Source organism: Proteiniclasticum sp. (assembly GCF_003514505.1).
Lineage (GTDB): Bacteria > Bacillota > Clostridia > Clostridiales > Clostridiaceae > Proteiniclasticum.
Genome location: NZ_DOPX01000026.1, coordinates 191,773 through 210,812, shown reverse-complemented (window position 1 = coordinate 210,812; position 19,040 = coordinate 191,773). Strand labels below are relative to the sequence as shown.

Sequence of the window (19,040 nt, the reverse complement as noted above, 5' to 3'; positions counted from 1 at the left end):
TAATCCCAAAAGAGTGAGCGGAGGTGGATGGTTTTGAAAACTTTTAGTGCGCGGATGCAGTATTATTTTTCCATGGTGCTTTTTGGCAGTATTGGTCTTTTTGTCCGGAGGATTCCCATGGCTTCTCTGGAGATCGCATTTCTCAGAAGCCTTCTTGGCAGCGTGTTTTTAGGGGCTCTTCTTTTACTGACAAGAAAACCCTTTCCTAAGAAATTTCTGAGAGAAGAAGGAGGGAAGCTCCTCTTTTCAGGGGCGTTTCTGGGCATAAACTGGATTTTTCTTTTTGAAGCTTTCCAAAAAACCACCATCACCAGCGCTACCCTGGCCTACTATATGGCACCAGTGCTGTTTCTTCTTCTGAGCTCTGTTTTTTATCGGGTGAGATTTACAAGAATTCGGATTGTGACCATCGGACTGGCGTTTCTTGGTCTTTATGTACTGCAGGGCAGTGTGTTCACTCTTGGAAATGCAGACCGGAGTGGTGTCTTTTTTGGGCTTTCAGCGGCGCTTTTCTATGCGCTTGTGATGCTTTTAGGAAGATCCATCCATAAAGTGGATGGACTTCATAGAACCTTTTTGAATCTCTTCATATCTCTGGCGGTTCTCAGCCTCTACATGGGTTTCACTGGAGCTTTCCAAGAGATGAGGATTCCCATGGCCAGTCTTCCGGAGATTCTTCTCATCGGATTTCTCCATACAGGCATCGCTTATGCGCTCTATTTTTCCAGCATCAGCCGTCTGGAAGCCCAGGAAGTGGCTCTGGCCAGCTATCTGGACCCGCTTTTTGCCATTTTGTTTTCTGTGATGTTTCTGAAGGAACCCTTGAGTTGGACGATGCTGGTCGGAGGAAGTCTTATTCTGGGATCCTCCTTGATTTATGAGATCTACGGAAGAAATAAACCATCCAAAAAAGAGATAGAGGTGTGAAGAGATGAACAAAACCATAAAAGTAGAAGGAAATGCGGCTGTCCAAAGGAAACCGGACCGAATGGACCTGGCCTTCACCTACCATTTCCAGAAGGAGAAGTATGAAGAAGTGCTCAAGCTTTTTGAAACAAGCTACAGCAGATTTTTGGAAGCTATGGAAAAAGCAGGAGTGCCCACAGAGAAGATCAAAACAGCTCACTTTTCAGTGCATCCAAGATATGACCAGGAATACGATGGAAAAGTGTACCGTGAGGTGTTTCAAGGCTTTGAGATATCCACAGTCCTGAACCTTCGGCTTCCATTATCCTTTCCCAAATTGTCTGAAATTTTCAGCTTTCTCTCCGAGTCTGGAGAAACACCACAAGTGGGACTGACCTTCAGTCTGGAAGAGGAGAAAGAAGTGCTGGAGGAGGCCATGAAGGAAGCGGTGTTGAATGCCAAGGAAAAAGCAGCGACCATCGCAGAAACCTTAGGACTCAGTATAGGCCATGTAATCTCTGTGGAGGAAGTGTCCGAATCCTACGGAAGTTATTCTCAGGTGGAAGGCAGTCCAAGACTTCTAAAAGCCATGGATCTTTCCATGACGCCAGAAGATACGGAAGCTAAGATGAAGGTGCTTCTGACCGTGGAAATTCTCTGATTTTTTTCAGGCTTTTCTAGTCCTTCTGCCCATCCTACGTTATAATAGATAAGTGCTATCTTTAATATTTTTGACGAAAGAGAAAGGAGGAGTCCTATGAAAAACGAAGAGACTGTCCTCTATCTTCAGAAGCTTCTTACGGAGAACAGCTATAAAGCTCTTCGGGAAGCGATGATAGAAGAGAATGAAGTGGATATTGCAGAATTCATTGGAATCCTGCCCAAAGATAAAGCTGCTATTGTGTTCCGGCTGCTGCCCAAAGATCTCGCCGCGGAGGTGTTCTCCAATCTGGAGCTGGATGTGCAGGAACGGCTGATCCATGAGTTTACGGATAAGGAACTGGAAAGTGTTCTGGAAGAGATGTTCGTAGATGATCTGGTGGATATGTTGGAAGAGCTTCCTGCCGGCATTGTGAAAAGAGTGCTGAGAAATACAGATGAAGGGACCCGTGGGGTCATCAATGCCTTCCTGAAGTATCCAAAAGACTCTGCAGGAACCATCATGACGGCTGAGTATACAAATCTCAGGCCTAAAATGACGGTGAAGGAAGCGATCATGTACCTTCGGAAGAATGGTGCGGACAGCGAAACGCTCTACAACTGCTATGTCATTGATAAAAACAGAGTACTGGATGGCGTGGTCTCCTTAAGAACCCTATTGCTTTCCAAAGACGATGTGCTGGTGGAAGATCTCATGGAGACGGATGTGGTAAAAGTACATACATCAGATGACAAGGAAGAAGTAGCCTATCTGTTCCAGAGATACGACTATTTATCCTTACCTGTTGTGGATTCAGAGGAGCGTCTTGTGGGTATCATCACCGTGGATGACATCATTGACGTTATGGAAGAGGAGGCCACAGAAGACTTTGAGCTCATGGCAGCTACCATTCCATCGGGAAAACCCTATCTGAAAACCCCTTCCTGGGAACTGGCAAGAAACAGAATCGTCTGGCTCACCGTGCTCATGTTCTCTGGCATGATCTCCGGAGGCATATTAAGCAGATATGAGGAGGCCTTTACGCAGATTCCAGTTCTTGTAAGCTTTATTCCCATGCTCATGAACACAGGCGGTAATGCAGGCTCTCAGGCCAGCACACTGGTCATCCGTGGTATGGTGCTCAATGAGATTTCCTTAAAAGACGGATTTGTGGTGCTCTGGAAAGAGTTCCGGGTCAGTCTCATCGCAGGTCTCTTTCTGGCGGTGATCAATTTCATCCGTCTCATCATCACCTATCCAGGGCAGGAGAGAATCATGTTCGTGGTTTCCTTTGCCATTTTCGGCACCGTGGTCATCGCAAAAATGGTGGGTGGAATTCTTCCCCTCTTTGCGAAGCTGTTGAAAGCGGATCCGGCCATCATGGCGGCGCCGCTTATCACAACCATCGTGGATGCGCTGTCTTTGATTTTTTATTTCTTCCTTGCAGGAGTTTTCCTGGGGATTTCTTGATTTATGTGGCACTAGGGAGGTAGGACTATTTGGCTGAGAATCCAGTGAAAATTGAAAAGAAGAAAAAGAAAAAAGGACTTTCCTATCTTTGGATCTTCCTCATAGGGGTTCCCATAGGAGTAATTCTGGCAGTGCTTGATGTGGATATGGGCTTTTTGGATGTTTATTCATGGTCAGACTTTGTGGCGATTTTTATTCTTTTTTATGTTGGTTTATTTTTGACCATCAATCTGCATGAACTGGGACATCTTCTCTTTGGGAAGCTTTTGGGATACCAGTTTCTTATGTTTCGTGCGGGAATATTCTCCATACAGAAAGAAAATGGAAAACTTCGGTTTTCCATCATCAAGAATGTGGGCTACGGAGGACTCTGTGCAATGATTCCCGATGAAGATGCCACCATGAAGGAATATGCTGTGTACTCTCTGGGCGGGATTGTCATGAATCTTCTTACTGGAGGATTGTTTCTTTATCTTTCTGCCTTCATGGAGCCAGGCAGTATTTGGAAAATGGCGGCGATTCTTACTGGTGGAGCCTCTATTCTTCTAGGGATCGTCAATGGATTTCCATTTTTCTCCATGAATCAGCCTACAGACGGGATGATGTTTTTCAGTATCTTGAGAAACAGTCCCATGGCAGAAAGGTTTTATGAATCCTCTCTCCTGACCAAGAAACTGTCTTCTGGTATCCGCCCAAGAGATCTGGGTCTTTTGAAGGATTTTGACACCATCGGGGACATGCATGATCTGACCAAGGCGTTCTATCTCTATTTTCAGGAGATGGACAAGGGAAATAGAGATGCTGCAGAAGAATATCTTCAGGATGTGGAGAGAAATCTCCATAAAGTCCCCCCATACAGTCTTCCAGCGTATTATTATGAGATCCTGTTTTGCTCTCTTTTGAAGGGAGATCTGGAAAAGGCAAAGGTGTACCATGAAAAAGCAGGGAAGATCCTCATGAAGGATCAGGACATCAATGGACTGCGTGTGAAAGCTTACTATGCCTTCATCATGGAAAAAGATGCTGAGAAAGCCAAGACGCTGGCCCAAAAGGGACTGGCGATGAGAGAGCACTATCCTTTCAAAGGGCAAGCCCTATATGAGGAGGAGCTGCTTAAAGAGCTTCTCCAGAAAATCGAAACAGAGCGCCAAGGGCAATAAGTCCTGGCGCTTTTTGCTTTCATCTTAATTTTTTCATCGGAAGTCTTAAGAATAAAGACAGAGGAAATGCGGATTCTGTAAAAGCTTTCAAGGGATACTGGTATAAAGGGTGGTGAGAGAGATGCAGTCAGTAAAAATGGAGCGCAGGAATAGAGAAATCCGCAGCCGGAACAGAAAAAGAAGAGCATTTTTGGGGATGATGGTCCTCTTTGTGCTGATGCTCCTGCTTCTGTTTTTACAAAACATTGGCAGAGCAGAGCAGAATGTATCTTCTGGAAATCCACTGGAGAGAATCAGCAGTCTGGAAGAACTCAATGATAAGACGAGAGAGGCAGCAGAGCTTTTCTTAAGGATTGCAGAAGAGGAGGGTTTATCCGTACTCATCACAGAAACCTACCGCACCCAGGAAAGACAGGAGTATCTATATGAGCAGGGAAGATCAAGACCAGGACAGGTGGTCACTTGGACCAAAAACTCCAACCACACCAAGCGGAATGCCTTTGATATTGCAAAGAATGTGCCGGGAGAAGAGTACAGCGATCTGGAGTTCTTCAGAAGATGCGCAGAAATCGGAAGAGAGATCGGGCTCTCACCTGGATATTACTGGGAAGAGGGGAAAAGGGACATGCCTCATTTTGAAATGCCGAGATTTGGTAAAGTGAAGTATCCGGAAGGATATGAAAGAACACCTTAGATTCTCAGATAGTTCTCTATTTGTTTAGAGTTTTGCCAAACCTCTTAGATATACTGAGTAAAACAAAGTATATTGAAAATGGAGGCAACGACATGAAGCCATTACTGACCATCACAAATTATGGACATTCCTGTTTCTCTGTGACCTATGGCGATTATACGATGATCATCGATCCTTACAGGGAAAACAGCATTCCAGGACTTCCCCCACTGCATCTGACAGCAGATGATGTTTTTGTCACCCATGAGCATTTTGACCATAATGCTAGAAGCGCTGTCAAAATGAAAGACAAAGCAGTCCCTTCTCCTTTTAAGCTCACCCGAATCACCTGTGCCCATGATAAAGAGGGTGGGAGAAAAAGAGGAATGACAGACATTCTTCTTTTTGAGGGCGAAAATCTCCGATTTGCCCATTTTGGAGATATTGGAGAAAGCCTGACAGCTGAGAAGAAAGACCTTCTAAAAGACTTGGATCTGGTTCTCCTTCCTGTGGGCGGTTTTTATACCATTTCTCCAGAAGAAGCAAAGGATATGATCCATGAACTGAATCCTCATATCGCCATCCCCATGCACTACCGCACCTCGGAGTTTGGACTTCCGGATATTGAGCCTTTAGAGAACTTCACCAGTCTTTTGGACCAGGTGATCTTTTACCGGGAAGATACGATGGTATATGACAGGGAACATACCAAGCAGCAGGTGGCAGTACTGAAACAGAAGAAAATACATCAGCAGGATATACATCTATCCTGATTTCAAAGAACAGGGTCCAGAAGGCATTGCTTTCCTGGATCCTTTTTCTTTGGAGAAAGAAAATAGTATTGAGATATATGGATTATCATTTTCATGATAGAATAGAATCAATACAATCGATTTCAAGAAGAGGAGAAACCACTATGATTGAAGTTCGTCAGAAAGTCTTCAGACTCAGTACCAAAAGCACCAGCTACCATTTTCGGATACTGCCAACGGGGCATCTTGAAAATCTCCATTATGGGCGACTTCTTGCCTGGCAGGATTTTCAAGGGCTTTATATGAAGCAGAATGCCGGAGTGGGAAGCAGTGTTCTTTATGAGGAGGGAGGATACACCTTGGATCTTCTTCCGCTCGAGTATTCTTTCAATGGAAAAGGCGATTTCCGGGAAATGCCCTTGGAGATAAAGATGCCGGACGGATCCTATGTGTGTGATTTTCAGTACGAGTCCCATGAGATCCTTGCGGGTACACTCCCCATGGAAGAGATGCCTACAGCAAAAGGAGAGGAAGCGGAGACTCTTGTCGTCCATCTTTCTGACACATTATTTCCACTGAAAATGATGCTGATTTATACTGTTTTTCCAGACTGTGATGTGATCACGCGTAGAGCAGTCATCGAAAACAGAACAGATCAGCCGGTGGAGATTTTGAAGTTCATGAGCATGCAGCTGGATCTTCTCATGGATCATCCAGAAGTGCTGACCCTTTCCGGGGGCTGGATCCGGGAGGCGCAAAAAGAAAGGCACAGACTTCCTGTGGGAAGTTTCCTTCAGGAATCCAGAACGGGAGGCAGCAGCAACCGGCATAACCCGGGGCTTCTGCTCATGGAAAAGAATGCCACTGAAGATTTTGGAAAAGTGTACGGGTTTAATCTTCTATACAGCGGGAACCACAGGAGCGTTGTGGAGAAGACAAGCCATGGGCTGGTCCGCGTCCATCAGGGCGTAAGTCCCCATAATTTCTGCTGGATGCTGGAATCTGGAGAGACTTTCAGAACTCCGGAGGCTGTGATGACAGTAAGTATGGAGGGGATGAATGGCGTGAGCCATCATTTTCATGATTTTATCAACAGACACATCATTTCCAGAGAATTCCAGTATAAGGAAAGACCCGTTCTTATGAACAACTGGGAAGCCACCTTTTTTGATTTCAACGAACGGAAGATTCTGTCCCTGGCCAGGGAAGCGAAGAAACTGGGTGTGGAGCTGTTTGTCCTGGATGATGGATGGTTTGGAGAAAGAAACAGTGACAGAGCAGGGCTTGGCGACTACTGGGAAAACCGGAAAAAACTGCCCAGCGGCATCAAAGGCTTGGCTGAAAAGATAAAAGCCATGGGGCTTGATTTTGGCCTCTGGTTTGAGCCTGAAATGGTCAATGAAGACAGTGATCTGTATCGTAATCACCCAGAGTATGCCCTTCGCGTACCAGGACGCACGCCGTCCAAAGGAAGGCATCAGCTGGTCCTGGACCTCAACCGCAAAGAGGTTCAGGACTATATCATCAAAGAAGTGTCCCGTCTTCTTGAAAGCTGTGACATTTCCTATGTGAAGTGGGACATGAACCGCCATATGAGCGATGTCTACAGTGAAGCGGTGAATCATCAGGGGATGGCATTTCATGGCCATATTCTTGGGCTATACCGGGTGCTGAAAATCCTCACGGAGCGTTTTCCCAAGGTGCTTTTTGAATCCTGCTCCAGTGGAGGAAACCGCTTTGATCTTGGAATGCTTTCCTACATGCCCCAGGTGTGGGCATCGGATAATACAGACCCCATTTCAAGGCTCACCATTCAAGAAGGACTGAGCTATTTTTATCCATTATCCACCATAGGGGCCCATGTTTCAGAAAGTCCCCATCAGCAGACCTTAAGAAAAACCCCTTTGGAGACGAGATTCCATGTGGCCTCCTTTGGAGTCCTGGGCTATGAGCTTGAACTCACCCATCTCAATCTGAAAGAGAAAGAAGAAGTGAAAAAGCAGATTGCCTGGTATAAAAAGCACAGAAGCCTCATGCAGTTTGGCAGGTTCTACCGGTTTGACAGCGTCCGGGAGAACCGGATAAATTTTCAGGTGGTATCTGAGGATAAAAAGAAGACGGTTCAAGGGTTTTTCCAAAAAATGCAGGAACCCAGTCCTCCTTTTGATGTGATGCCGTTCAAAGGTCTCCATCATGAAAACACCTATGTGGTGAGAACCAGAGAAGCATCCATGGACATTGAAGCCTTCGGTTCTCTCCTGAAACACGTGATGCCGATAAAGCTGTCTCCCGGAGGTCTGATTTTAAGAAATGCCAGAAAGCTCTACCGTCTCCCTCATAATGTGGAGGAGTATACCGTAAAGGGAGACCTTCTTTTAGAAGGGCTCCGGATCCATCAGCAGTTCATGGGAACAGGCTATCAAAAAGACACCAGAATGCTTGGGGACTTTGGTTCCCAGCTCATGGTGGGCGAATTGAAGGAGGAAAGGTAATGGAATCATCACCATCATTCAGAAAGAACAAATATGCCTTTGCCATGGGCACTTTTGGCAGAGATATGGTCTATTCTCTGGTCAGCATGTACCTCATCGTATTCATCACGGAAGTGGTGGGGGTATCCAACAGAGAACTTCTCACCATCAACACCATTATTATTTTTATCCGTGTTTTCGATGCGTTCAACGATCCCATCATGGGGGTGATTGTAGACAATACCCGTTCTAGATATGGAAAGTACAAGCCTTGGATCTTTTTGGGGGTGCTCCTTGCAGGAGTCCTGACAGTCCTCCTGTTTCTGGACACGTCCTTTTCAGGAAATTCTTTTGTGTTCTATATCACTTTTATCTATCTTTTATGGGGCATGGCCTGGACCATGAATGACATCTCCTACTGGTCCATGATGCCAAGCCTCAGTTATGACCAGAAGAAGAGAGAGGAGATTGGGGCCCTCGCCCGTATTTTTGCAAACCTCGGTCTGTTCTTTGTGGTGGCCTCTGTGATTCCACTGACCAATGCGCTAGGGGAGGCTGCTGGAAGTCTGAAGCGCGGATACTTTGTCTTTGCGGTGCTCCTTGTGGCCGTTATGGTTCTTTTTCAGATGATTACGGTATTCTTTGTGAAGGAGCCTCCCGTTCTGGGCGGCCATGATTTCAAAAAAACCACTCTGAAGGGGATGATCCGGGCGCTGACACAGAATGATCAGCTGATGGTGACTGCCATTGCCATGGCTCTCTTCATGATTGGCTATATGACCACCACAAGTTTTGGTGTGTACTATTTCAAATATGTGTATCTAGATGAAACCATGTACAGTATTTTTGCTCTTGTCCTTGGTGTATCCCAGATCACGGCACTTCTTCTGTTTCCTAGATTCAGCAGAAGATATGACCGGAAAACCTTGTATGGTGGAGCAATTCTTCTCATTCTTCTGGGGTATGTGCTGTTCTTCTTTTCCCCTGCCAATATGATTTTTATTGGAATATCGGGAATCATGCTGTTTGTGGGCCAGGCGTTCATACAGCTTCTGATGCTGGTATTTCTTGCAGACACCATCGAGTATGGCCACTGGAAGCTTGGAAAAAGAAATGAATCCGTGTCCTTTGCCATCCAGCCATTCATCAATAAAATGGGCGCAGCCGTGGCTCAGGGGATCGTGGGGTATACCCTTGTGGTTTCAGGGATCAATGGCCTTACTGAGGGAGAAATGCTGAGCGCTCAAGGTCTTCTAATTATGAAGTCTGCCATGATGCTCCTTCCGCTTCTTCTCATTGTCATCAGCTTTGTGCTGTACAAGAAAAAATACATCATTGATGAAAAAACTTACGGAAAGATTTTAGAGGATCTTGTGGAGCGGGAAGGAACCAACTGAGGTGACGCAATAACCATAGATGAAAGGAGGACTGAGTCTCGATGATTGAGCAGGATGCGTTAGACTTTTTACAGCTATTTCAATGCGATCCGATTCTTCTTGATGAGGATGTGCCCTTTTTCTATAATGATGCTGTCTATGACTTTATAAATGAAGTGGAGGAACGGTTTTCTGTTAGGCTTCAGCCCTCTAGTCAGGATCTGAAGATTGAAGTCTTCACAGGAGAAGAACGTATGGCCTATCTGGATTTTACGGGGGACTTTTCCGTGGAGATCCTTTCCAGTCAGAAAGATTCTTCCAAACTTCGGATCAAAAACAGTACCGGCTCCGCCATTATTCATTTCAGACCCAAGTTTAAACTTTTCATAGATGTGTATTTTCCGGATAAATAGAGTCAGAAGTGAGAATGACTTTGGGAATAAAACACGGGTTTATTATCCTTTGTTTTGAGAAACTGACGAAAGCTTGAAGAAGTAATAATTAATTCACAAACAAGTTGATTTTTGCAGGGCTCTCAATTATCATGAGGCTAGTATCATATAACAGGGGAGTGTATTATGTTAGCTTCATTTTTCGACCATTATTTACCTGTCGTCATCTATCTTTTGGAGTTCATGGGTGTTGTTGTAATTGTGATTACTGCAACAAAAGCGTTCGGAATTTATCTGAAAGGTGTTTTGTCACGGCATATAGAAGACGACCAGATCAAAACAGATTTTTCAAAAGGCTTGGGTATGTCTTTGGAATTTCTACTATCAGCAGAGGTGCTGAAAACCATTATTATCCATACAAAAGATGAGCTCATGGTTTTGGGTATCATCATGGGATTAAGAATTATCGTAGGATTCCTTCCTCAGCTGATGCACTCAGGTGGATTCAAGAAACCTTCCATTTTCAAAAAAGCTGCATAAAACATAGGTTTTCAAGGGAGCTGACAAGATGTTCAGCTCCTATTGTTTTCTCAAAGATCCATTAGAACGTCTACTGTGAATGACGGCAGAAAACCCTGCAGTTTCCAGGCAACACCATGGAACTGCAGGGTTTTTGTCTTATACTTTATAAAGTCTCCCCTCGTAGGGCTGAAGCTTTATTGAAGGCATGAAGGGAAGAGTATCATAGGTGCAAAGCACAGGTTTGAAATTATAAGCAGAAACATCCATGAGGTTTGCTTCTGCCAGGGAACCGGACAGATTGATGACGATGAGATAGGTTTCTTCACCTTGTTGTCTCAGGTAAGACAGCACTTTCTTATTATCTATATCCACAGGAACAAAGCTCCCAGTGCTTAGCGCTTCTGAACTCTTTCGGATTTCTATGAGTTTTTTATAGAAGGAGAGAATGGAGTTTTCTCTTTTCAGCTCTTTTTCCACATTAATATAGCTGCAGTTGGGGTTTACTTTCATCCACGGTGTGCCTGTGGTGAATCCTGCATTTTTTTCTTCAGACCATTGCATTGGCGTACGTGCATGGTCTCTTGTCATTTTTTGGATCACCTTTCTTGCCAGAGGCTTTGGCAGATGCATCATCTCCTGCAGCACTCGGAAGTCATTGATGGCTTCAAAATCCCTCCAGTCTTCTTCGTCCAGATGACAGTTGGTCATACCAATTTCTTCTCCCTGATAGAGGAACGGTGTGCCTCTTAAGGTGAAGTTCAGAAGTGCCAGAGATTTGGCTGATTTTCGTCTGAAGGCTCCATCATGGCCGAATCGTGAGACCTGCCGAGGCTGATCATGGTTGCTTAAAAAGTTTCCGAGCCATCCGCCGCCTTTTTCTACACCAATCTGCCAGCGGATGATGAGATCCTTCAGTTCCTTTGGTGTCCAGCGGTATCCTTTTCTGAAATCAAACTTGCCCAGGGGTCCGCATCCAATGAGATGCACATCAAACTGGAACATCATCTGAAGCTTCTTCTCTTCGGGTCTCGTATAGGCGTTGAGATCCTCTAGGCTTGTGACCATCCCTTCTCCTACCGTGAACACATCCTCATAGTGAGAGAGTACTTTCTCGTGCATCTCTTTCACGTACTCATGGGATTTAGGCAAGGAGACAATATGTTCAAAGGGAAAGTCCAGTTTTTTTCCTTTACCCGCTGGAGGAAGCCCTTCTTTCTTGGCGATGGTATTGATGACATCCATTCGGAAGCCAAGGATTCCTTTATCCAGCCAGAATCTCATGATCTCATAGATTCCTTCCCGGACTTTCTCATTATCCCAATTAAGATCACATTGGTTCGGGGTGAACAGAGTCAGGTAGAACTCATCAGAGTTCGGGTCTTTCTGCCAGGCGCTGCCACCGAAGGCACTGAGCCAGTTGTTTGGTGGCAGAAGCTCTCCTTTTTTGTTTCGCTTCCCTTGCTTGAAAATATAATAGTTCCGATAAGGGGAGTCTTTGCTTTTTACAGCTTCCTGAAACCAGGGATGCTGGTCGGAAGTGTGATTTGCCACAAGGTCCATGACGATATCAATGCCCATGTTTTTGCTTTTATGAAGCAGTTCATCAAAGTCCTCCATGGATCCGAACTCCGGATTGATTTTATAGTAATCATCAATGTCATAGCCATAATCTTTGTTTCCGGTGGCATAAATGGGAGAAAGCCAGAGGGTATCTGCACCAAGGCTTTTTATGTAGTCAAGCTTTCCGATGATGCCTTGAAGATCTCCAATCCCGTCTCCATTGCTGTCTTTGAAAGAGCGTGGCCATATCTGATAGACAATGCGGTGCTTAAAATTCCCCATACTTTCCTCCTAAAACTTTACTGATAGTAGTATTATAGCAGTTTAATTGCTCTTTTTCTGTACAGAGCTGTATATTTTAGATCTTTTTCAGAATCTCTTCAGGGGCTGCTTCAAAAAAAAGGACTTTGCAGTCCTTTTTCACATACTGATCATCATGCTATTTTTCAAACTCGAAAATCGTCATGATATGATCTTTGTTACCCACAGGTGTAGGAATGGTTTCACCAATCCAGAGCTGGGTGTCTGTATGATAGATCCACCAGCTTGTTTTTTCACCAGAAGCTTCATGGACGGCATAGATTCCTTCCAGCTGATCCAGCGGGAAAGTGCTTTCTGAGAGTTCGAACAGCTCATCGTCAACTTTTTCCACAGTGATGTACTGAGGATCTGGAAGCTCTACGAGGAACTCTTTACTGAGAATCTTGAAAAGATTCTTCTCAATGGTCACTTCTGCTCCATCCATGGTGCTGTCAAATACTTCCAGCATGCTGGAGGAAAGTGGAGACAGATACACCGCTTTTTTAAAACGGTAGGTGCCATAGAAATCATCCGGGTTCTCACCGGAACAGGCAGAAAACAGAAATAGTGAAAGACAAAGGAGCATCAGCTGAGTAAGTTTTTTCATCAAAATCTCCCCCCTTTTGAAGAGATGGTGGATAGGAATGAGACTGCTTAGCAGGATAAAAAACAGAATGGATGAGTGCTACTTTTTCTCGCACTCCCCTTCATAAAGCCCCACGGTACGGGTGACATCCACCGTAAAAAGAATTCCGTGACCGGGCTTCTCAAGATCCAGCTCTTTCGATACAGCGAGGACAATATCATCGGTATGACAGTGCTGAGAAAGAATCAGGATGATCTCTTTCAGAGGCTCTACAGTCATGGTAAAGGGAAGCTTCTCTTCTTTGATGCCTGAGCCTTTTCCATTGATGAGTGTAGCTCCGAAGGCACCTGCCGCTTTCGCAGTATCAATGACCTTCTGTCCTTTTCCCTGGTCGACTATGGTAAAGATGGCTTCATAATTTATCATAGGGTCTCGATCCTCCTCTAGTAAAGGCTCTATACGGTATGCGCTTCGGATGGTCCTGATGGGCAAGGTGAACGCGATGCCGTTTTTAGGTTTATCCAGCCTCTGGTCTTTTATGATTTTCTCCATCACAGTCTGGCCCTCCTGATCTTTTGAAACACAAAGGACCAGTTCCTTACGTATATCCGATACACCAATGAACTGCAGCATGCTGCTGTCGATGGTGCCATGCCCCATGAATACGGCAGCATCAGATATTCCGTAACGGCTGGCGAGCTTCGCCACTCGGGCTCCATTTTTATGGTTAACGATATAGACAAAGAGACTCCACTTCTGTTTTTCCATGATGGCCACCTTTCCGGATTTTCATAGGGTTCTTTTGCTTATAGGATTAGTATACAATAACTTCTTCTTTTAATTCGGTCCCTTATGTTACGATTTTGTGAAGTTGCCCAAAATATACCCGGAAAGATGCCGTAGATGCATGATTTCATTGTTCTTGGAGAGTTCTCTGTCTATAATAGAGAGGAAGATATGTGAGGTGAGAAGTGTTATGAATTATGAAGAAGCACTAAGTTATATAGAGAACACTCAAAAATTTGGCAGCATTCTTGGATTGGAGAGGATTGCAAAGCTCCTGGAAATGATGGGCAATCCCCAGAAAAAACTGAAGTTCATCCACGTGGCAGGCACCAATGGAAAAGGCTCCACTTGCGCCTTCATGCAGAGTGTACTGACTCAGGCAGGCTATAAAGTGGGGATGTATACATCTCCATCCTTCCTCAGGTTTACAGATCGGATCCGAATCGGCAAAGAGGAAATGGATGAGGACCGAATGGCGGAAATCATGACCCGCATCAAGTACAATATTGATGAGATGGTTCTTTCAGGCCTTCAAAGTCCTACAGAGTTTGAGATCATCACAGCATTGGGGCTGGTGTACTTTTATGAGGAAAACTGTGACCTTGTGATTCTGGAAGTGGGTCTTGGAGGCAGACTGGACTCCACCAATGTCATTGACGCACCGCTGGTGTCAGTGATCACGCCCATTGACTATGATCATATGGACATTCTAGGCAGCACTCTGGAGGAGATTGCAGGGGAAAAAGCAGGGATTCTCAAGGCTGGCAGTGAGCTTGTTTTATACCCCCAAAAAAAAGAAGCAGAAAAGGTGATCCTGAAAAAAGCGGAAGAGCTTCAGATTCCGGTGCATAAAGTCAGCTTCAGAGACAGCCGGGTATTGAAGTTTGATGGACTTTATCAGAAGTTTTCCTATGAAGGAGAAGAGTACCGCTTGTCTATACTTGGGGAGCATCAGATAAAGAATGCGGTGGTTGCCATAGAAGCGCTGTATGCTTTGGAGAAACATGGCTTTAGAGTGCCTCATGAGACCCTTGTAAGGGGATTGTCTGTGGCGAAGTGGCCAGGACGTTTTGAAATTTTACAAAATGAACCTACTGTGATCATTGATGGAGCTCATAACCTTCAAGGAGTCCAGGTGCTGAAGAGCAATCTTATGAAGTACTACAGGGGGAAGAAAATCACCATGATCCTCGGTGTGTTAAAAGATAAGATGTACAGGGAGATGATCCGTGAACTGCTTCCTCTTGCCAAAAATTTCAAGCTCATTACGGTGAATAGTGAGAGAGCACTTTCTGCTGAGATGATTTCAGAAGAAATACGCAAAGTGGAAGAGGAAATCCATGAAGAGAGCGCAGCGAAGGAAGCATCTCAAAAGAAAAAAAGAAAAAAAGAGTTTGATTTTGAAGAAGTTTCCTATGTGAAAAAAGAGTGCTTCTCTACTGTAGAGGAAGCAGTGGACAGTGCACTTCATGAGGCAGAACCAGACGACATCATCTGCGCTCTGGGTTCTCTTTACTACATTCCTGAGGTGCATCGGTATTTTGGGGATGAAGACTAGCCTTTTTCGTCATGTTCTTTTCACCGGCTTGTCATCTTCATGTAACCCGGTGGAACGCTTTAAAAGGTAGAATTTAAGTACAAAACAAATAGATTGTGTGAGAAGGAAGTGCTTTTCAAATGAAAAAGCTTACGTGGGTTTCGCTTGCTATGGTGGTCCTCATGATGGTAACAGCGTGTAATAAAAGTAACATAGAAACACCGGAGTCCGGGGCACCGGAAGCGCCAGCAGAGTCTCCTGGGGAGTCTGAGATGGAACCGGAGTCACCGGCAGAAGAAGTAGAGACACCTTCTGAGGAAGGAGATGGAGTCACCTATACCGTGGACGAACTGTATCCTTTTGAAGAGAATGTCTACCGTGTTTATGAAGGGATGGGCAATGAGTTTGCTGGTTACGATGAATATGTGGATTTTCTAAGTGACAGCCGCATTCAGTTAAGAAGAAACAATGGCGGAACGGAGATCGTCAGTGTCCTGGAAAAGAAAGACGGTATGCTTGTTGAAATCATCAGCAAGGCTGAAACCTATTATAAAGAAAACTTTCTGGATAAGGACCCGGAGGAAAACAAGATTTTATTAAAAGAACCCCTTACTTTAGATGCCAGCTGGGACAGTGAAGGCCAGACTGCAACGGTTACTGGTGTGGATGTGGAAGTGAAAACTGGGATTGGCACTTTTACAGCGCTGGAAGTGACTAGAGTCACAAAGGGCAAGGAATCAGAAAAAAGAGTGGAGTATTATGTCAGAGGAATGGGACTTGTGAAAGTCATAGATACGGGGAAAGATTATGAGGTCAGTGCAACCTTAACCAAGATGGAAGGAAACTCCGTCCGTAAAAGATTTGTCAATTTCTATTACCCCAATGCCCAGGACGAGAGGATTTTCCTTTACAGAAAAGAGATTTCCTTTACGACCAACGACATCCCAAAGATCCTCATCATCAATGCCTATAAAGAGCTTCCAAAGGAAGCTGTACCAGTGCTTACAAAGAACACTAAGGTGAATTACCTGTATCTCAACCAGGACGGAAGGGTGTATCTGGATCTCACCAAGGAGTTCCTGCAGGAAATGAATGCGGGCGCTGGCTATGAAGGGCTGATTCTTCAGTCTTTGGCCAATACCATTGGAGACTATTATGGTGTCAGCAAAATGATGCTGACCATCGATGGCAAGACCTATGAATCCGGACATATTGTGCTGGAGAAGTTTGAAGCGCTGGAAGTCAATTATGACAGCATTGTGGACATGAATTAAAAGCAGTTGAAAAACCCGCCTGAGTTTTTGCTCAGACGGGTTTTTCTATGCTGTTCAATAGGTCTAGAAGTTGAAGAATCTCTGGTAATAACCAAAAAGATCAAAAGCCATCAGCACACCCACAAGAATCAGGAAGATGCCTGATATTTTTGTGATGAGGGTATAATGCTTTTTGATGAAATGGAAAGCCTGTTCCAGTTTGGAGAAGAGTATGCCTGTGATGAGAAAAGGCAGACCAAGTCCCATGGAGAAGACAAAGAGGTAGAACATGCCAAGACCCAGGGTTCCTGCATCCGCTGCAAGGATCAGTGCCGCTCCCAGGAAGGTGCCAAGGCAGGGAGACCACCCAAAGGAGAAGACAATACCAAAGATCATGGCACTGAAGAACCCGCTGCCTTCTTTCTTCATCTGAAGACCTCTTTGATAGTTTAGGAAAGGAATCTTCACAAATCCACCCATGTTGAGACCAAAGAGGATAATCACAATGCCGCCGATTCTTTGAAGAAGCACTCGGTTCTGGCTGAGGAGACTTCCTAAGGCTGTAGCGGTGGCCCCTAGAGTGACAAAGACGATGGTGAATCCTAGAATAAAGCCCAGGATATTCACAAGGAGCTCTTTTCCCTTCTTCTGGCTCTCATTGCTGAGATACATGAGAAAAACTGGGAACATCGGCAGAATGCAAGGGGAAATAAAAGTCAGGACGCCTTCAAAAAAGAGAAGACCAAGTACTACAAAATCCATTTACTCCATCCTTTCCAGAATTGAATCCAAGGTTTTTTTATCGGTCATGCCCATGATGGCATATTGGACAGTACCTTCCTCATCAATGATGAAAGTCTGAGGTATACTGGAGACTTTAAACTCATAGAAGGCGCTTCCAGTGGTGTCATAGAGCACATTCAGGGTCAGATCATTCTCCTCAATGAATTTATCCGCCAGGGCTTTCGTTTCTCGTTGTCCATCGGTGAGATTTACTGCCAGAAGGACTGTTTCTTCCGGGTCCAGAACTTCATGAAGCGCTTGGAACTCCGGCATCTCGAATACACAAGGAGGACACCAGGAGGCCCAGAAATTGAGGATCACTTTCTTGCCTTTGTAGTCCGCCAGCGTCACTTCCTCATTCTCTCCATTATAAATGGTGAATTCTGGTGAAAACGGCTTCTTCACTTTGAGCTTATCGATGGCATCCAGTGCCACCGGAGTTTCTTCTGTGTCGGAAGGGGTTTCCTCAGCAGCAGGTGTCTCGGATGGCTCGGAAGGGGCCGCACTTTCACCGCCACTGCCACCATCCACCACTTCCTGTGGCGTCGCATTTTTTCCGTAATTCTCCAAAAAATAATATCCACCGCCCAGTACCAGGGCTAAGAGCAGAATCCATAGGATAAAGCTGTATTTTTTCATCATAACCTCCTGTAAGTCCCTCAGGAACTTAGAAATTCTTGTTTTTTATTGTAACATAGAATGGAGGAAAATACCTCTGGGGGGTTTAATTTTCACAAAAATTAAATTTGATGCCATTAATTTTTTCGGATTCATATGGAGATTCTGAGATTTCAGGGTATAATAGTCTTTATGGATTTATTTGGAGGTTAATTAATGAATACAGTTGAAAAAACAAAGAATATATTTGAGAGGAAGCCCTTTGTCATAGCCTTTGCGGTGATTGCATCGATTTTATGGGGAAGCGCTTTTCCCGTGCTTAAGATCACATACAGTGAGATGAGTATGGCTGGAGACGATCTTTATTCAAAGATTCTCATTGCGGGAATCCGGTTCTTTCTGGCAGGCGTCCTTCTTCTTGGTTATGCATTTGTAACCATGCGGGAGAAAGTGAAGCTTCGTAGCCTTCGCGACTTCGGCCGTGTATTACTTCTGGGCCTTATTCAGACCTCACTGAACTACTTTTTCTTCTATATTGGTCTAGCCAATACCACAGCCTCAAAAGGAGCCATCATCAGTTCCCTGTCGAATTTTCTCATCATCATTCTGGCACATTTTATCTACAAGAATGATCGGCTGAACAGAAATAAAATCTGGGGTATCGTCTTTGGCCTTATTGGCGTAGTGGTGGTAAATCTGGATGGAGGCCTCACTGGAGGGTTCAAGCTCATGGGAGAAGGGTTTATGTTCTTTTCCGTCATCACAGCCATTCTTTCAAGCTTCATGGTGAAGAGTTATGCAAGAACCATTCATCCCATGCTGCTGTCCGCCTATCAGCTTCTTTTTGGTGGAGCCGCGATGCTCCTCATATCACTGAATGGAACCTATGATACACTGACCATGACTCCTCTGGCAGGTGGACTTCTTGTCTACTCTGCACTGTTATCAGCTGTTGCCTTTACGTTATGGTATACCCTTCTGAAGTACAACAAACCAGGAGAAATCACCATGTTCCGCTTTCTGATTCCTGTATCAGGATCCATCCTGTCGGCGATTTTCCTGAAAGAGAAGATCACGATTCAAGTGCTGATCTCATTGATTTCCATTGTCATCGGGATTGTTCTTGTGAACAGGGAAGATCAGAATAAAGTGAAAAATCAAGGATAGTGTTAAAAATGTCAGGCTCCATAAGGAGTTTGACATTTTTTTTGTTTCCAACCTGTTGCTCAATTGTTACCAAAAACAGTGGGTGCGG

Annotated in this window: 18 protein-coding genes; 13 read left to right on the top strand and 5 right to left on the bottom strand. The window is 44.8% G+C overall.

Annotated elements, in window-relative coordinates; genetic code table 11:
- Window positions 1-33 precede the first annotated feature (33 nt).
- From DEF30_RS09160 to DEF30_RS09115, 10 genes are all read left to right on the top strand, one after another.
- Window positions 34-927: a DMT family transporter gene (locus DEF30_RS09160; protein WP_294098492.1), complete on the top strand. Its 894-nt coding sequence runs from the start codon at window positions 34-36 to the stop codon at window positions 925-927.
- 4 nt (window positions 928-931) lie between these two features.
- Complete coding sequence (locus tag DEF30_RS09155; protein WP_294098489.1) at window positions 932-1,567, top strand: SIMPL domain-containing protein; 636 nt, start codon at window positions 932-934, stop codon at window positions 1,565-1,567.
- A gap of 96 nt (window positions 1,568-1,663) precedes the next feature.
- The gene (gene mgtE / locus DEF30_RS09150) at window positions 1,664-3,016 is read left to right on the top strand and encodes a magnesium transporter (RefSeq protein ID WP_294098487.1); all 1,353 of its coding nucleotides are present in this window, start codon (window positions 1,664-1,666) and stop codon (window positions 3,014-3,016) included.
- A gap of 29 nt (window positions 3,017-3,045) precedes the next feature.
- Window positions 3,046-4,176, top strand: a complete 1,131-nt coding sequence (locus DEF30_RS09145; RefSeq protein WP_294098484.1) for a M50 family metallopeptidase — start codon at window positions 3,046-3,048, stop codon at window positions 4,174-4,176.
- A gap of 121 nt (window positions 4,177-4,297) precedes the next feature.
- Window positions 4,298-4,870, top strand: a complete 573-nt coding sequence (locus DEF30_RS09140; RefSeq protein ID WP_294098481.1) for a M15 family metallopeptidase — start codon at window positions 4,298-4,300, stop codon at window positions 4,868-4,870.
- A gap of 92 nt (window positions 4,871-4,962) precedes the next feature.
- On the top strand, window positions 4,963-5,622 hold the full coding sequence (locus DEF30_RS09135) for an MBL fold metallo-hydrolase (RefSeq protein WP_294098480.1): 660 nt from the start codon (window positions 4,963-4,965) through the stop codon (window positions 5,620-5,622).
- A 143-nt stretch (window positions 5,623-5,765) separates the two neighbouring features.
- On the top strand, window positions 5,766-8,093 hold the full coding sequence (locus tag DEF30_RS09130) for an alpha-galactosidase (RefSeq protein ID WP_294098478.1): 2,328 nt from the start codon (window positions 5,766-5,768) through the stop codon (window positions 8,091-8,093).
- Window positions 8,093-9,469, top strand: coding sequence for a glycoside-pentoside-hexuronide (GPH):cation symporter (locus DEF30_RS09125; protein WP_294098476.1), 1,377 nt, complete (start codon window positions 8,093-8,095; stop codon window positions 9,467-9,469). Before DEF30_RS09130 ends, DEF30_RS09125 begins: the two co-directional genes overlap by 1 nt.
- Before the next feature lie 41 nt (window positions 9,470-9,510).
- The gene (locus tag DEF30_RS09120; RefSeq protein ID WP_294098473.1) at window positions 9,511-9,861 is read left to right on the top strand and encodes a hypothetical protein; all 351 of its coding nucleotides are present in this window, start codon (window positions 9,511-9,513) and stop codon (window positions 9,859-9,861) included.
- 165 nt (window positions 9,862-10,026) lie between these two features.
- Complete coding sequence (locus tag DEF30_RS09115; RefSeq protein ID WP_051651453.1) at window positions 10,027-10,380, top strand: DUF1622 domain-containing protein; 354 nt, start codon at window positions 10,027-10,029, stop codon at window positions 10,378-10,380.
- A gap of 138 nt (window positions 10,381-10,518) precedes the next feature.
- On the opposite strand, the gene DEF30_RS09110 is transcribed toward DEF30_RS09115, so the two are convergent.
- The 3 genes from DEF30_RS09110 to DEF30_RS09100 form a co-directional block, all read right to left on the bottom strand.
- On the bottom strand, window positions 10,519-12,204 hold the full coding sequence (locus tag DEF30_RS09110; protein ID WP_294098462.1) for an alpha-glucosidase: 1,686 nt from the start codon (window positions 12,202-12,204) through the stop codon (window positions 10,519-10,521).
- 157 nt (window positions 12,205-12,361) lie between these two features.
- Window positions 12,362-12,829 (bottom strand): hypothetical protein, encoded by a 468-nt coding sequence (locus DEF30_RS09105; protein ID WP_294098461.1) that lies wholly within the window; start codon window positions 12,827-12,829, stop codon window positions 12,362-12,364.
- A 78-nt stretch (window positions 12,830-12,907) separates the two neighbouring features.
- Complete coding sequence (locus DEF30_RS09100; RefSeq protein WP_294098459.1) at window positions 12,908-13,576, bottom strand: P-II family nitrogen regulator; 669 nt, start codon at window positions 13,574-13,576, stop codon at window positions 12,908-12,910.
- A 208-nt stretch (window positions 13,577-13,784) separates the two neighbouring features.
- Here DEF30_RS09100 and DEF30_RS09095 point away from each other — a divergent pair, with 208 nt between their 5' ends.
- Window positions 13,785-15,152 carry a folylpolyglutamate synthase/dihydrofolate synthase family protein gene (locus DEF30_RS09095; protein ID WP_294098458.1) on the top strand — a complete coding sequence of 456 codons (1,368 nt, stop codon included), beginning with the start codon at window positions 13,785-13,787 and terminating at the stop codon, window positions 15,150-15,152.
- 119 nt (window positions 15,153-15,271) lie between these two features.
- Complete coding sequence (locus DEF30_RS09090; protein ID WP_294098456.1) at window positions 15,272-16,405, top strand: GerMN domain-containing protein; 1,134 nt, start codon at window positions 15,272-15,274, stop codon at window positions 16,403-16,405.
- A 63-nt stretch (window positions 16,406-16,468) separates the two neighbouring features.
- Here DEF30_RS09090 and DEF30_RS09085 read toward each other — a convergent pair whose 3' ends face one another.
- Together DEF30_RS09085 and DEF30_RS09080 are read right to left on the bottom strand one after the other, a co-directional pair.
- Complete coding sequence (locus DEF30_RS09085) at window positions 16,469-17,146, bottom strand: cytochrome c biogenesis CcdA family protein (protein WP_074912635.1); 678 nt, start codon at window positions 17,144-17,146, stop codon at window positions 16,469-16,471.
- A complete protein-coding gene (locus DEF30_RS09080; protein WP_294098447.1) occupies window positions 17,147-17,809 on the bottom strand; it encodes a TlpA disulfide reductase family protein in 663 nt (220 codons plus the stop codon). It abuts the gene before it with no gap.
- 192 nt (window positions 17,810-18,001) lie between these two features.
- Between DEF30_RS09080 and DEF30_RS09075 the strand changes: the two genes are divergently transcribed.
- Window positions 18,002-18,952: a DMT family transporter gene (locus tag DEF30_RS09075; RefSeq protein ID WP_294098445.1), complete on the top strand. Its 951-nt coding sequence runs from the start codon at window positions 18,002-18,004 to the stop codon at window positions 18,950-18,952.
- The last annotated feature ends 88 nt before the right edge of the window (window positions 18,953-19,040 follow it).